A 14074-nucleotide genomic window follows, 5' to 3' on the forward strand; every position below is an offset into this window, starting at 1 on the left:
TCGGGTGCGGTATCTATAGCGTATTCTTACTCATTAGTAAGTTCGTTGTCGAACGACAGTCAGAGGAGATCAACGTGGCCGCCAACGGAAACACTGGCCTGTACTCGAGCTTCGTCCATTCCGCGCCCGGCGCATTCATCGCCAAGCAGGCCGGATTGCCCGTCCCGCCGCCGCTACGGCGCTACAAGGCCTCCGAGCCGCCGCTGCCCGGCCCCGTGCTGCTCGGCGGGTCCGGCCGGCTCGTCGAACCGCTTCGCGAGATGCTCTCGACCGAGGACTACGACCTCATCCAGAACGCCACGACCGGGCGCAGCGCCGACAAGTACGGCGGCCTGGTCTTCGACGCGACCGGCATCACCACTCCCGCCGAGCTGCGTCAGCTCTTCGAGTTCTTCCAGCCCGCGATGCGCTCGACCGCGGCCTGCGCGCGGTTCCTGGTCATCGGCACCACGCCGGAGCTGGTCACCGACCCCTCCGAGCGCGTCGCGCAGCGAGCACTCGAGGGCTTCACCCGCTCGCTGGGCAAGGAACTCCTGAAGGGGTCCACCGTCCAGCTCGTCTACGTCTCCCCCGACGCCAAGACCGGGCTGACCGGCCTCGAGTCGACCGTGCGCTTCGTGCTGTCGGCGAAGTCGGCCTTCGTCGACGCCCAGGTCATCCGGGTCGGCGGCGCCGACGCCACCGCGCCGAAGAACTGGGACAAGCCCCTCGAGGGCAAGGTCGCCGTCGTCACCGGTGCCGCCCGCGGCATCGGCGCGACGATCGCCGAGGTCCTTGCCCGCGACGGCGCGCACGTGATCGCCGCCGATGTCCCGCAGGCCGGGGACGCGCTGTCGGAGACGGCGAACAAGGTCGGCGGCACCGCCTTCCCGCTCGATGTCACCGCGGCCGACGCCGGCGCGAAGCTCGCCGAGCACGCCCTCGAGCGGCACGGCGGAATCGACATCATCGTCAACAACGCCGGCATCACCCGCGACAAGCTGCTCGCCAACATGGACGACTCCCGCTGGGACGCGGTCATCGCGGTCAACCTCATCGCACCGCAGACCCTCGTCGAGACGCTGCTCGAGAAGGGTGCGCTGCGCGAGGGCGGCGCCGTCGTCGACGTCTCGTCGATCGCCGGCATCGCGGGCAACCGCGGCCAGACCAACTACGGCGCCTCGAAGGCCGGCGTCATCGGCCTCGTCGACGCCTACGCGCCGATCCTCGCCGAGAAGGGCATCACCATCAACGCGGTGGCACCCGGCTTCATCGAGACCAAGATGACCGCGGCCATCCCGCTCGCGACCCGCGAGGCCGGCCGCCTGATGAGCTCGCTGCAGCAGGGCGGCCAGACCGTCGACGTCGCCGAGACCGTGGCCTACTTCGCCAACCCGGCGAGCAATGCCGTCACCGGCAATGTGGTCCGCGTCTGCGGCCAGGGATTCCTGGGGGCCTGATGGGCAAGACGATCACCCTCCCGTCCGCACCCGGCACCGCCGAGCTGTACGGCAAGGCGGTCACCGCGCTGCTGCCCGGCATCGGCAAGCCGCCACGGGTCCCGGCCGACGCGACCGCACCCGAGACGCGTTACCGACTCGACGGCGTGCGGGTGGATTCGACTGCGCTGCAGGCGTACTGCCACGCGACCGGGCAGCGGTTCGGCGGCACCCTGCCGCTGACGTACCCGTTCGTGCTGCAGTTCCCGGTCGTCATGAAGCTCATGACGTCCGACGAGTTCCCGTTCGGCGCCGTCGGTTCGGTACACATGACGAACACCATCGAACGTTCGCGGCCCATCGAGGTCGGTGAGCCGCTCGACATCGTCACGCATGCACAGAACCTGCGCGAGCACCGCAAGGGCATCCTGATCGACGTCGTCAGCGAGATCCGCGTCGGATCGGAACTCGTCACCACCCAGACGGCGACGTTCCTGAACCAGCAGCGCACCAGCCTGTCCGACGAGCCGCGGGGTCCTGAACCGAAGTCGAAGACCCCGCCGCCGCCGGACGCCATCCTGGCCGTCGACCTCAAGCGGATCCGCGAGTACGCCGCCGCCTCGGGCGACCGCAACCCGATCCACATGGGCAACCTGCCGGCGAAGGCCTTCGGCTTCCCCAAGGCCATCGCCCACGGGATGTGGAGTGCCGCAGCAGCTGTCGCGAACGTGGAGGCGCAACTGCCCGACGCCGTGACCTACGACGTCAGGTTCGGCAAGCCGATCCTGTTGCCGGCCAAGGTGAACCTCTACACCCGTCGCATCGACGGCAAGGGCAACTTCGACATCGCGATCCGCGACCGCCGCAAGGGATTCCCGCACCTCACCGCGACGACGCGGGAGGGCTGAGGGCTCTCGCCTTTCGCTCCCGCGGTCTCGTTTCCGTCCCGCTTATTGGATCCAATCAGCGGATAGGAAGCGGGGCCGCGGGAGCGTTTGCGTTGCACCTCAGGTGTCGACACTTCAGGCGTCGGTACCGACGCCCTTCAGGCCGCGCCAGGTGATGCCGACGAGGAGGCTGGTGGCCCGCTCGAGGTCGACGTCACCCTCCGTGATGCGGTCGGCGACGGCCTCGGCGGCGCCGACGATCGCGACGGCGGTGAGTTCGAAGTCGATGTCGCTGTCGACCTCGACGGTCGTGCCCGCCTTGATCAGCTGGGCGACCATCTCGGTGACCCGCTGGCGGCTCTCGGAGACGATGCCGGCGAAACCGGCGGTGCCGATGGCGACGCGGTACAGCACCCGCCAGGACTGCCGGTGCTCGTGCACGAAGCGGAGGAACTCACGGATCACCGTGACGGCCTGCTCACGCTGCGACAGCGACGGGTCGAAACCGACGCTCATCGCGTCGATGAACAGACCGGACTCACGGGCGATGCACGCACTGAACAGTTCGTCCTTCGAGCCGTAGTACAGGTACAGCATCGGCTTGGAGATCTGCGCCTCGGATGCGATGGCGTCCATCGAGGTCTCGCGAAAACCGTTCTGCGCGAACACCTTGACGGCAGCATCGAGCATCTGCTGCTCTCTCACCGCGCGGGGCAGGCGCTTGGTTCCGCCCGACATGACCGCCACCTCCGTTCACGACAACTGTTCCGACCGACGATATCAACAACTTACCAATCGGTAAGGTGAAACCCCCTTCGACGCGGGGTCTCAGCAGTTCAACAGTTCACCACACCCTTGGACCGCAGGATGCGCACGACCTTGTCATCGAGGCGGGCCGGTGCGAGGCGACCGGACGACACCGCACGCTCCAGGTTGTCGAGCACCGAACCGACACGGTCGGTGGACAGCCACAGCGCGACGTCGCCACCGGCGAGGATGAACTTCTCCACCGCCTGCTCGATGGGGTATTGCGCGCTGATCGCGGCCATGCCCGACAGATCGTCGGAGTAGATCACGCCGTCGAAGCGCGGACCGTCGTAACCGACGCCGGTGCGCAGCATTTGGATGGCGGGCCGGCTGATGCTGGCGGGCAGTCCCTTCGTCAGACCGGGCACGATCAGGTGCCCGACCATGGCGCCCGCGGTCCCCGGATCGCGGAGCAGCGTCCGGAACGGCACGAGGTCGCTGTCCTGCAGCTCCGCGAGCGACGGAACCGTCACAACGCCGAGATGCGAGTCGCCCGACCCGTGTCCGTGACCCGGAAAGTGCTTGTACACAGGCGTGATTCCCGCGTCGGCCAATCCCGCGGCGTACGCGCCCGCGTACTCGGTGACGACGGCCGGGTCGTTGCTGAAGGACCGGTCGCCGATCACCTCGTTGTCCGATTCGTCGCTGACGTCGGCGACGGGAGCGAAGTCGACGGTGACCCCGAGCCGCTTGAGCTTGCGGCCCACATCGGCCGCGATCGCCCGCACCTGCTCGGGCGTCCTGGTCTGTGCCAGTTCGCGCGGCGACGCGTGGTCGATACCGAGCGCGGACAGGCGCGACACCCGACCACCCTCCTGATCGACGGTGACCATCAGCGGGATCGGCGAGTTCTGCGAAATACGTGCTGCCGCACCGCTTGTCAGTATCGCCTTGTCGGTCCAGCTCCCGACGAAGATCCCGCCGATCTCCTCGTTCTCGACGATCTGCTGCGCGTCGGCCGCCCCGGTGACACCGACGACGATCAGCTGCGCCAGCTTCTGGCGTACGGAGAGCTTCGCGAGTTCGCTTGCGCCACAACTGTTTGCAACCGGAACGGTCGTCGGCGACGCCGACGAAGACGTCGAAGCGAGCGACGACGCCGAGTACGAGGGAGTCGGTGGCGGTGAGTCCGGCGTCGACGACGCGCACGCCGCCAGCGCCGCGCACAGTACGGCGACCGTCCCTGTCGTCATCGCATTCCGGATCCAGTTGTCACGGATCCCTTCGCGACGAATCCGTCGGGGTCTGCGAGTTGGGCCCATGGCACGAGTCTGGCATGTAGTCTGAGCCAATGGACGTGGGGTCCGATTCGTCCGGGTCCGCCACCGCCGGGCGCGGTAGCGGCGGCAACAGTGCCGCACAAACACTGATGATCGCCTATGACGGGTCCCCGAACGCCGACCGCGCCATTCGCTACGCCGGACAATTTCTCCGCGCGCAATCCGCAGTGGTCGTCACCGCCTGGCAGCCCGGCGGCATGACGCCGGCACGTATGTCCACCCTCGCCGGCGGGATGCAGCCGTTCATCGACACCCAACTCGACGCCGGCGTCGACCAGGCGCTCGAAGACGAGGCCGCCTCGATCAACGAGCGCGGCGTGACACTCGCCGCCGACTGCGGGCTGACCGCGCGCGGATCACTCGTGGAAGTGGAGTCGACGGTGTGGGGTGCGCTCGTCGCCGCCGCCGAAGCGCTCGACGTCGATCTCCTGGTCACCGGAACGCGCGGCGCATCGGGACTCAAGGCACTGCTGCGGTCCAGCGTCGCCGAACGGGTCCTCAAACATTGCCATCGGCCGGTGTTCATCGTGCCCGCGAAGTGCGAGAAGGGACCGCAGGTCACGCTGTAGCGCAGCTCTGCTGGCCGAGCGTCCCCACCTGACGGCCGAGCTAGTCGAGGTCACCAAGTGGCTTCGACACGGCGCCTCGCTGCGCTCGGAGCCGGCTCAACCAGCGGGGGCGGGGCGCCCGCCGGGCCGAGCGTCCCCACCTGACGGCCGAGCTTGTCGAGGTCACCAAGTGGCTTCGACACGGCGCCTCGCTCCGCTCGGAGCCGGCTCAACCAGCGGGGGTGGGGCGCCTCGACCTCGACGCGCTCCTTCGTCGCTTGCTCGGCCCGGCGGCTCCGCTCGGGGCCGGCTCAACCAGCGGGGGGCGAGCCGGCTCGAGCAGCGGGGACGGGTGCCCGCTCAACCGGCGGTGGGGACCAGCTCAATCAACAGTGACGTGTCCTGATCTGTGGGATGCGTGGCCTGGACGCCACGGTGCGGGTCGGAAACGATGTCTTCATGACTCGATCGGTGGTGATCCTCGGATACCCCGGGGTGCAGCCGCTGCCCGACCCGGCCGAGCCGCTCGACATCCTGATCCTGCCCGGCGGGACCGGCGTCCATGACGCCTCCCGGGACCCCGACCTCGTCGACTGGATCCGGCAGGCGGCGCAACGGGCACGACGCGTCGTCAGCGTGTGCTACGGCGCGTTTCTCGCGGCCGAGGCCGGCCTCCTCGACGGCAAACGCGCGACGACGCACTGGGCCGTGACCGGGTTGCTCGCCGAGCGATACCCGTCGATCCAGGTCGACGCCGAGGCCCTGTTCGTGCGCGGCAGCGACCGGGTGTGGAGTTCCGCGGGCGTCACCGCCGGTATCGACGTCTCGCTGGCCCTCATCGAGGAGGACCACGGCACCGAGCTCGCACAGCTCGTCGCGCGGTGGCTCGTCCTCTACATGCGGCGGCCGGGCGGTCAGAGCCAGTTCGCCCCGCCGGTGTGGATGCCCCGGGCCCGGCGCACGGCGATCCGCGAGATCCAGGAACGCATCGAGGCCGAGCCGGGCCGGGTGCACCGCGTCGACGACCTCGCCCGCGACGCGTCGATGAGCCCACGCCATTTCTCCCGCATCTTCACCGACGAGACCGGCGAGGCGCCGGGCACCTACGTCGAACGCGTCCGCACCGACGCCGCCCGCCGGGCACTCACCCAGAGCGACGACACGATGCCGGTGATCGCCACCCGGTGCGGGTTCGGGTCCGCCGAGACGATGCGACGCACCTTCGTCCGCCGGCTCGGCGTGCCGCCCGATCAGTACCGCCGCACCTTCCGCTAGACGCACACCCGAGAACCCACGACCCGGAAGGCACCCATGACCCAGATAGCGATCGTGCTCTACCCGCAGTTCACCGCGCTGGACTTCATCGGCCCCTACGAGGTGCTGCGGGCCCTGCCCGACACCGAGGTGAGGTTCGTCTGGCACGAACCCGGGCCGGTCGTCGCCGACTCGGGCGTGCTCGTCGTCGGAGCCACGCATTCGTTCGACGAGACACCGTCGCCGGACGTCGTCCTGGTGCCGGGCGGTCCCGGTTTCCTGGCCGCCTCGCAGGACGAGAAGGTCCTCGACTGGCTGCGTGCCGTACGGCCGGGCGCCCAGTGGACGACGTCGGTCTGCACCGGTTCGATCATCCTGGCCGCAGCCGGTCTGCTCGACGGGAAGCCCGCCACGACGCACTGGTCGTCGATGGCCGGGCTAACGCTGCACGGGGCGAAGGCGGTGTCGGACCAGCGGATCGTGCGTGCCGCGCCCGACGACGACCTGGTCACCGCGGCCGGCGTATCCGCGGGCATCGACCTCGCGCTCTGGCTGGCCGAACAGATCGCCGGGCGTGCACGCGCCGAGGCGATCCAGTTGATCATCGAGTACGACCCGCAGCCCCACCTGGACTCCGGGCATCGTTCCAAGGCCTCTGCCAAGACGATCGCGACGTCGACGATGCTGCTCAGCCGCGACGTCGACAAACCCGAGATGGTGAAGTCGAGCGTGCGTCTGTTGTGGGATCGCGCCCTCACGAAAGTGCGTTCCGGACGTTGAGCTCGACACCGTGCACCCGCAGGTGTCAGCGGGTGTCACCCGGAAACGGACTCGAGCGATGGTAGTTTCATCGACATGACCAACAACCGCCTTGTCGCCGGAGCCGTCGCCGGGGTCGCCGGCATCCTGGTGGGACTCGGCGCGGTGTTCCTCGGCGGGTTCCTGGCCTCCGAGAACAGCCCGTCCACCGATCTGAACAACATCAGCCCGAACAACGGATTCGTCCAGGGTTCGGTGGACTACGGTTCGCGCGGCGGAGCCGGCGAGACCAACTGACCCATCCACGACGCCGCCGGTCCCGGCGTCTCCTGATCGACAGCAGCCGCAACTGAGTACCCCGCCTCCGCCACCGGATCAGTCCGTACTCAGCCGACGCGGTATCGCCGTCGTCGGCGCGATCTCGCTGCTGATCTGCCTGCTGCAGTCACCGGGCCGCATCGCCGCCGACACCAAACTCGACCTCACCGCGAATCCGCTCGGGTTCCTCGCGCGCGCCGCGCATCTGTGGACGCCGAACGCACCGATGGGCCAGGTGCAGAACCAGGCCTACGGGTACTTCTTCCCCCACGGGGCGTTCTTCGCCCTGGGTGACGTTCTCGCCGTTCCGCCGTGGATCGTGCAACGCCTCTGGTGGGCGGTGCTGCTCACCGTCGGCTTCGTCGGCATCGTCCGCCTCGCCGAGATGCTGCGGCTGGGCTCGCCCGCATCGCGGATCATCGCCGCCACCGTCTTCGTGCTCAGCCCGCGGGTCCTGACCACCCTCGGCTCGATCTCGTCGGAGACCCTGCCGATGATGCTCGCCCCGTGGGTGCTGATCCCGGTGGTGCGGGCGCTCGACACCCGGGCGGAGAACGCTGCCCCGCTGTGGCGGGAGGCCGCGCGTGCGTCGGCGGCGGTCGCGCTGATGGGCGCGGTCAACGCCGTCGCCACACTGGCAGCGCTCGGCGTCGCCGCCCTGTGGTGGCTGCTGCACAGTCCGCGCGACCGACGCTGGTGGCGGTTCGGCGCCTGGACCGCCGCCGGCCTGACCCTGGCGTGCGCGTGGTGGCTCGTCCCGCTGCTGATCCTGTCGCGCGTGAGTCCGCCGTTCCTGGACTACATCGAGTCGTCCCGGGTCACCACGCAGTGGACCTCGCTCACCGAGGTGCTGCGCGGGGCGAGTTCGTGGACGCCGTTCGTGTCGCCGGAGCGCGTCGCCGGGGCGGTGCTCGTCACCCAGCCCGCCGCGGTGCTGGCGACCGGGACCATCGCGGCCGCGGGGCTCGCCGGATTGTGCATGCGGCACATGCCGTTCCGCGGCCGTCTCGTCGCGATCCTGGGCGTGGGCCTCGTCCTGATGTGCGTCGGCTACGCGGGTGAACTCGGGTCGCCGGTAGCCGAGCAGGTACGCGTCTTCCTCGACGGCTCCGGCGCCCCGCTGCGCAACATCCACAAGTTCGAGCCGCTGCTCCGCATCCCGCTGGTCCTCGGTGTCGCACATCTCCTGGCGCGGGTTCCGCTGCCGGGGAGTGCGAGTCGCCGGGAGACGCTCTCCGCCTTCGCCCAGCCCCAGCGGTCGCGACCGGTCGCCGCGACAATCGTCCTGCTCGTCGCCGTGATCGGCGCCGGGTCGTTGATGTGGACCGGTCAGCTCGCGCCGGACGGTACGTACCAGGCGATTCCACGCCACTGGCAGCAGACCGCCGACTGGCTGGCCGAGCACAGCGAACGCGACGACGGCGCCCCGCCCGCCCGCGCGCTGGTCGTCCCCGGCGCCCCGTTCGCCGACCAGCTCTGGGGGCTCACCCGCGACGAACCGCTGCAACCCCTGTCCGACACCCCGTGGGCGGTCCGCGACGCGATCCCGCTCACCCCGCCCGGCGCGATCCGCGCCCTCGACTCCGTACAACGGGAGATCGCCGCGGGCCGTGGATCGCCCGGTCTCGCCACCACCCTCGCCGGGCAGGGCATCGGATTCGTCGTCCTCCGGGCCGATCTCGACCCCGACACCTCGCGGTCGGCCCGCCCGCTGCTCGCGCAACAGGCACTCGACGAGTCGCCCGGGCTCCGTCGCGTCGCCGGGTTCGGTCCGCCGATCGGGCCACCCAGCGTCCGAGGAGTGGTGCGCGACAACGGTCTACGGCCGCCGATGCCCGCGGTGCAGATCTACGCCGTCGGCGAACCGGGCGCGCCGACGACCGGCACCGGTCCGCGACTCGTCGACACCACCGGGCTCCCCCGCATTGCCGGCGGGCCCGAGGCGATCGCCGAACTGGCCGACGTCCGCGCACGCCAGGGACTTCCCCCGCTCGGACCCGTCGTGCTCGACGCCGACGCCCGCCGCGCCGGGATCGTCGACGGCCCGTTGATCGTGACCGACACACCCGCTGACCGGGAGACCGACTTCGGCCGCGTCGACGACCACAGTTCGGCGATCAGGTCGCCGTCGGACCCGCGTCGGACACAGAACGCCGTCGCCGACTACCCCGTCGACGGCCAACCACTGGTCCACGGGGAATGGTTGTTGGACAACGAGAGCGGCGAAGTCGAGGTGTCGACGTCGGGATCGGCGGCGGACGCGGTCCAGCCCGGGCAGACCTCGCCGGCCAACTCGGCGGCCGCGGCCTTCGACGGCAACCCGCAGAGCGCCTGGGTGAGCGGCGGATTGGAGACCGCGGTCGGACGATGGATGCGCATCGGTTTCACGACGCCGCGCACCGATCTCGCGGTGACCCTGACGACCGCGAAGGCGCTCGGACCTGACGTCACGAGTGCGCTGATCACCACCGAGGCGGGCAGCACGGTGGTCTCCGGTCTCGCTCCCGGCGAACCGGTCACCGTGACCGCCCCCAGCGGCCCCACCGGTTGGCTCCAGATCCGCGCGCTCCGCACCGACGACGGCACGGCTGGAAATCAATTCGCGCTCGGCGAGGTGACGGTCTCCGATCTGCGGACCGCGACGCCGTTGCGGATCCGCCACCGCGTGGTCCTGCCCGAACTCGAGGCCGGCACCGACGTGGCCCAGTGGCTGCTGTACCAGGAGCTGTCCGGGCGGGCGTCGTGCGTCTCCGACCCCGAGCGGCAGATGACCAGGTGCGCACCGGGTCTCGCACTCTCGCCGGAGACGTCGGCGGTGTTCGGGCGCGCACTCTCGGTGCCGTCGGATGTCACCGTCTCCCCCACCGCGATCCTGCGACCCCGACCCGGTGATGCTCTGGATCGGCTTCTCGCCGAGGACGACCGGGTCACGGCGCGCGGGCCCCGCCCGGTGACCGATCCTCGCGGCGGGCCCGCGGCGGCCGTCGACGGCGACCCCGGAACGTCGTGGACCGCACCGGAGATCCCGGACGAACGGTCATCCCCGGCGCGCGACGGTCGAGCCGATGACGATGCAGCAACCGACGAGAACACTCCCACCCTGGTCCTGGACCTCCCGCGCGAACAGCGGGTCGAGTCGCTGACGATCGCCGCCCCGCGGGGGTATCCCGCCGCGCCCACCGAGGTCGCGGTCGACCTCGGGACCGGCGAACAGATTCGCGAGGTCGACGAGAACGGCGTGGTACGACTCGATCCCGCGGTCACCGACCGCATCGAGATCACCATCCGCGCCCAGTCCGACCTCATCGACGTCAACAGCCTCGGATTCGCGAGTCCCGCGCCACCGGGAATCGCCGAGGTGCAGGTGTTCGCGTCGCCGGCGACCGGTACGGACGCCGACCGGATCGTCGAGATCGGTTGCGACGCCGGGATCGGCCTGACCGCCGCGGGTCAGGTCGTCCGGATGTCGGTGCGCGCCACCGCGTTCGAGCTGCGCAGCGGACAGCCGGTGGTCGGGCGCCCGTGCGGCGGCGGCCGGCTCGTGCTGCCCGCCGGCCAGCAGGAGGTGTCGGTCAATCCCGGCGACGCCTTCACCGTCGACGCCGTCTCGCTGGTGGACGGCGATCCGGTCTCGGCGCCCGCGTCGACGTCCCCCGCGGTGACCGAGTGGTCGCCGGTGCGGCGGGCGGTGGCGGTCGACGCCGGTGCGCAACGACTGCTCGTCGTGCCCGAGAGCACCAACCCGGGGTGGCAGGCGCACCTCGACGGCACGCAGCTACGGCCGGTCGTCGTCGACGGGTGGCAACAGGGCTGGGTCGTCCCCGCCGGTGCAGGCGGAACCATCGAACTCACCTTCCGATTCGACTCGCTGTACCGGTGGGCGCTGGTGATCGGGCTCGCGCTGATGGCGCTGCTGCTCGTCGCCGCGTGGTGGCCGTCGGCGCGTCGCACCCGGGCCGGTGACCCCATCGTGGTTCCGTCCGGGCGCGGCACCGTGCTCGTCGCGGGGGGTGTGGTGCTCGCCGCGGCGTGGCTGGTGTCCGGCTGGTGGGGACTCGCGGCCGCCGTCGTGGTCGGCACCCTCGCCGCAGCGGTACCGCAGAAGGCCGGCGTCACAATCGCATTCGTGGCGATGATGACCGCGACCATCGGGCTGGCGGCCGGCCCCTGGCATGCCTCGGGCGGGTACCACGGGTCGCAATGGTGGGTTCAGCTACCGGCGCTGGTGGCGGTGTCGATGACGGCGTGGCTGGTGTTCTGGTCGGCCGTCGACGACGGGCCTGACGACGACGGGCCTGACGACGACGGGCCTGACGACGACAAGGCGTCGGCCGCGTCGTGGCGCGAACGGTGGCGACGACGATTCTCGCGGTTGCGCAACCAGTTCCGGGCCGGCTCTTCGATGAAGGCATAGCTCGCCGCAGCGACGCCGATCGACAGACCGAGGGTGATCACGAGCACCAGGAGGGTGTCGCCGCTGAACGGCACGATGCCGAACAGCGGGAAGACCACTGCCAGTATCGCGACGTGCCAGATGAAGATCCCGTACGACCACCTCCCGAGCGCGAGCATCACGCGTGAGGTGAGGATGCGGAACGGCCCGTCGTTGCAGACGAGCGGGGCGAGCAGCGCATATCCGCAGAGCGCGCCGAGAACCATCTTGGTGGCGAACTCGATCTCGGTGACCGCGCCGAGACCGGTCGGGCCGGCGATCCTGGTGCATGCCAGCGCGTAGGCGACGACGAGGACGCCCAGCATGAGCGGGCGGTTCGCGCTGAGGCGGATCGTTCCCGCCATCCAGCGGCCCGTCCCCGACGTCCCGGATGCAGAACCCGATTCCGGTTCACGTTCGAGGACTCCGGCGATCTCGGCCAGGACCAGACCCGCGACGAACCACGGGAGGTGGCCGAACACCCAGTTCTTGGTCTCCACGCCGTCGGCCACGGGCAGCGAGGTGCCGACCCAGGCCCAGCCGAGGCTCAGCGCACCGAGGAGGACGATCGCCGGCACCCGCGCCCGCAGACGGCTCCCGCGCAGCCGCAGGAGAGCGAAGCCGATGAGCGGCAGCAGTGCGTAGAAGGCGATCTCGACCGAGAGGCTCCACATCTGGGTCAGACCGGCGGTCAGTGTCAGCGGCACGAAGACCTGCGTGAGCGTGAGGTTCGCCAGCCAGACCTGCGCATCCGCTCCCTGCGCCTCGGGGAGCAGCAGGATCACCAGCGTCACCACGACCACGTAGGCCGGCCAGATCCGGACGACGCGGTGGCGGAAGTACCGCGGCACCGACGGATGACCGGTCCCGCGATGCGCGGCGTCGACCCACGGTCGCCAGAGCAGAAAGCCGGAGAGCGCGAAGAACAAGGCGACCGCGAGGTCGAGACGACCGAGGACCGGTCCCAGCACGGGGATCTCGACCGCGCGGGTCTGGAAGGCCACGTGCGTGACCAGGACCCCGATCGCGGCGATGGCCCGCATGCCCTCGAGCTGCGGATAGAACCGCCGGGCGGTAGCCGTTGCGGGCTCGGCGGTGGCGGGGCTGGTGGGGCCGGGGTCGGTGCTGGTCATGCTGCTGACAGGGTAGCCGGGAGGCGTTGCGTACCCTCGCCACCATGTCCTCGCCGTCCTCGTCGCACCCGGAGCCCCATCGCTGGTCGACGGCGGACCTCGCGGGACCGACGCTCATCTTCGTCGGCGCATTCCTGCTCGCGGTGACGATCGCGCTGCCCACCCTGCTCGTCGGCGGGTTCCGCACGATCCCGCTGAGCACCGACTTCACCACCGTCGCCACGGCCGACGACGCGACGATCTTCGACCGGTGCTCGCTGGAGACCCGGACGGCCCGTACCGTCGGCGCCGACCTCGTCCGGCAGCAGCGCGTCGTGGCGGTGCAGCCGTCCGACGAACACCGGGTGACGCTGCAGGCCGGCACGTCGATCCAGGCCGAGAAGCTGCGCATCGACGATCGCGAGGTCGACCCCGGTGATCCGCGCCCCGGTGTCGATGCCGATGACCCGTCACAACCGTGCAACGAGGCGACCGTGAATGCCATCAAGGATAGGGTCACGCTGGACCGGAAGAACGCGCTGCCCCGACTCGCCGCCCGCGGGGCGTCGGAGATCCAGTACGACAGCGGTCAGGCCGCGGTGCTCGTCCCGGACCGTAGCGGCGTCACCTATCTGCTGCCCTTCGACACGGCGATCGCCGACCGCGAGTTCTTCGACCCGATCACCCGCACCACCGTGCCGTTGGTCCACGACGGTGACACCGAGGTGCAGGGTCGCGACGTCGCACGGATCCGCGCCGAGGTCCCCGACACCGACCTCGCCCGCGAAGCGCTGGGTCGACCGGTCGGCACGAATGTCTCGATCACGCGTCCGGCGTCGTGGTTCGGGTTCGGCGGCTCGAGCCGGCCGTTGACCGCGAGCCTCCATCACCGGAGTTCGTGGGATCTCGCCGTCGACACCCGGACCGGCACCATTGTCGACGCCACGATCACCGTCGACGAGGCGTACCGCTTCCCCGACGGCATCCCCGGCGTCCCGGCCGACTTCGAATTGCCGCATCTGCGCGCGACTTTCGGCTACGACGACGACACGCAGGCCCGGATGACGGACCTGTCCGACGATCTCGCGTCCCCGATCCTGATCTGGGGCCGGCTCGTACCCATCGGCACCGGGGTCCTCGGGGTCGTGGCTCTGCTGGCCGGGTTGATACTCACCAATCCGGCCTGGCTGCCCGCCCGGTTCCGGCGCCGAAGCGGCGCGGAAACCGTTGGCGAGCAACCGGAGTGACGGGGACCGCCG

General features: G+C 70.2%; 10 protein-coding genes and 1 pseudogene. 8 read left to right on the forward strand and 3 right to left on the reverse strand.

The genetic code is table 11. The features are described 5' to 3' along the window. Positions 1 to 74 precede the first annotated feature (74 nt). Positions 75 to 1439 carry a 3-oxoacyl-ACP reductase gene (locus LEL84_RS12360; protein WP_211539483.1) on the forward strand — a complete coding sequence of 455 codons (1365 nt, stop codon included), beginning with the start codon at positions 75 to 77 and terminating at the stop codon, positions 1437 to 1439. Then, a complete protein-coding gene (locus LEL84_RS12365; RefSeq protein WP_137809637.1) occupies positions 1439 to 2326 on the forward strand; it encodes a MaoC/PaaZ C-terminal domain-containing protein in 888 nt (295 codons plus the stop codon). Before LEL84_RS12360 ends, LEL84_RS12365 begins: the two co-directional genes overlap by 1 nt. 114 nt (positions 2327 to 2440) lie before the next feature. Here LEL84_RS12365 and LEL84_RS12370 read toward each other — a convergent pair whose 3' ends face one another. Further along, positions 2441 to 3043: a TetR/AcrR family transcriptional regulator gene (locus LEL84_RS12370; protein ID WP_058252311.1), complete on the reverse strand. Its 603-nt coding sequence runs from the start codon at positions 3041 to 3043 to the stop codon at positions 2441 to 2443. A gap of 98 nt (positions 3044 to 3141) precedes the next feature. Beyond that, the gene (locus LEL84_RS12375; protein WP_226511763.1) at positions 3142 to 4305 is read right to left on the reverse strand and encodes a glycoside hydrolase family 3 N-terminal domain-containing protein; all 1164 of its coding nucleotides are present in this window, start codon (positions 4303 to 4305) and stop codon (positions 3142 to 3144) included. A 98-nt stretch (positions 4306 to 4403) separates the two neighbouring features. On the opposite strand from LEL84_RS12375, the gene LEL84_RS12380 reads away from it, so the two are divergent. The 5 genes and pseudogenes from LEL84_RS12380 to LEL84_RS24840 form a co-directional block, all read left to right on the forward strand. After that, on the forward strand, positions 4404 to 4961 hold the full coding sequence (locus LEL84_RS12380) for a universal stress protein (protein WP_137809634.1): 558 nt from the start codon (positions 4404 to 4406) through the stop codon (positions 4959 to 4961). Positions 4962 to 5399: 438 nt separating this feature from the next. After that, the gene (locus tag LEL84_RS12385; protein ID WP_226511764.1) at positions 5400 to 6215 is read left to right on the forward strand and encodes a GlxA family transcriptional regulator; all 816 of its coding nucleotides are present in this window, start codon (positions 5400 to 5402) and stop codon (positions 6213 to 6215) included. A 36-nt stretch (positions 6216 to 6251) separates the two neighbouring features. Beyond that, on the forward strand, positions 6252 to 6974 hold the full coding sequence (locus LEL84_RS12390; protein WP_226511765.1) for a DJ-1/PfpI family protein: 723 nt from the start codon (positions 6252 to 6254) through the stop codon (positions 6972 to 6974). A 75-nt stretch (positions 6975 to 7049) separates the two neighbouring features. After that, on the forward strand, positions 7050 to 7250 hold the full coding sequence (locus LEL84_RS12395; protein WP_004023745.1) for a DUF2613 domain-containing protein: 201 nt from the start codon (positions 7050 to 7052) through the stop codon (positions 7248 to 7250). Between the two features lie 160 nt (positions 7251 to 7410). Beyond that, positions 7411 to 9369 (forward strand): annotated as a pseudogene (locus LEL84_RS24840) (DUF3367 domain-containing protein); the annotation flags it as partial. Between the two features lie 2111 nt (positions 9370 to 11480). Here the strand turns inward: LEL84_RS24840 and LEL84_RS12405 are convergent. Next, the gene (locus LEL84_RS12405) at positions 11481 to 12836 is read right to left on the reverse strand and encodes an acyltransferase (RefSeq protein WP_319005239.1); all 1356 of its coding nucleotides are present in this window, start codon (positions 12834 to 12836) and stop codon (positions 11481 to 11483) included. Positions 12837 to 12880: 44 nt separating this feature from the next. On the opposite strand from LEL84_RS12405, the gene LEL84_RS12410 reads away from it, so the two are divergent. Further along, positions 12881 to 14062: a DUF3068 domain-containing protein gene (locus tag LEL84_RS12410; RefSeq protein WP_226511766.1), complete on the forward strand. Its 1182-nt coding sequence runs from the start codon at positions 12881 to 12883 to the stop codon at positions 14060 to 14062. The last annotated feature ends 12 nt before the right edge of the window (positions 14063 to 14074 follow it).

The sequence above is a fragment of the Gordonia sp. WA4-43 genome (genome assembly GCF_020520305.1).
GTDB classification, from domain to species: domain Bacteria; phylum Actinomycetota; class Actinomycetes; order Mycobacteriales; family Mycobacteriaceae; genus Gordonia; species Gordonia hongkongensis.

Coding starts and splice junctions, on each gene's coding strand:
- LEL84_RS12375 (WP_226511763.1), bottom strand. CDS start 4,305: ATGACGACAGGGACGGTCGCCGTACTGTGCGCGGCGCTGGCGGCGTGC.
- LEL84_RS12365 (WP_137809637.1), top strand. CDS start 1,439: ATGGGCAAGACGATCACCCTCCCGTCCGCACCCGGCACCGCCGAGCTG.
- LEL84_RS12405 (WP_319005239.1), bottom strand. CDS start 12,836: ATGACCAGCACCGACCCCGGCCCCACCAGCCCCGCCACCGCCGAGCCC.
- LEL84_RS12370 (WP_058252311.1), bottom strand. CDS start 3,043: ATGTCGGGCGGAACCAAGCGCCTGCCCCGCGCGGTGAGAGAGCAGCAG.
- LEL84_RS12380 (WP_137809634.1), top strand. CDS start 4,404: ATGGACGTGGGGTCCGATTCGTCCGGGTCCGCCACCGCCGGGCGCGGT.
- LEL84_RS12395 (WP_004023745.1), top strand. CDS start 7,050: ATGACCAACAACCGCCTTGTCGCCGGAGCCGTCGCCGGGGTCGCCGGC.
- LEL84_RS12390 (WP_226511765.1), top strand. CDS start 6,252: ATGACCCAGATAGCGATCGTGCTCTACCCGCAGTTCACCGCGCTGGAC.
- LEL84_RS12385 (WP_226511764.1), top strand. CDS start 5,400: ATGACTCGATCGGTGGTGATCCTCGGATACCCCGGGGTGCAGCCGCTG.
- LEL84_RS12410 (WP_226511766.1), top strand. CDS start 12,881: ATGTCCTCGCCGTCCTCGTCGCACCCGGAGCCCCATCGCTGGTCGACG.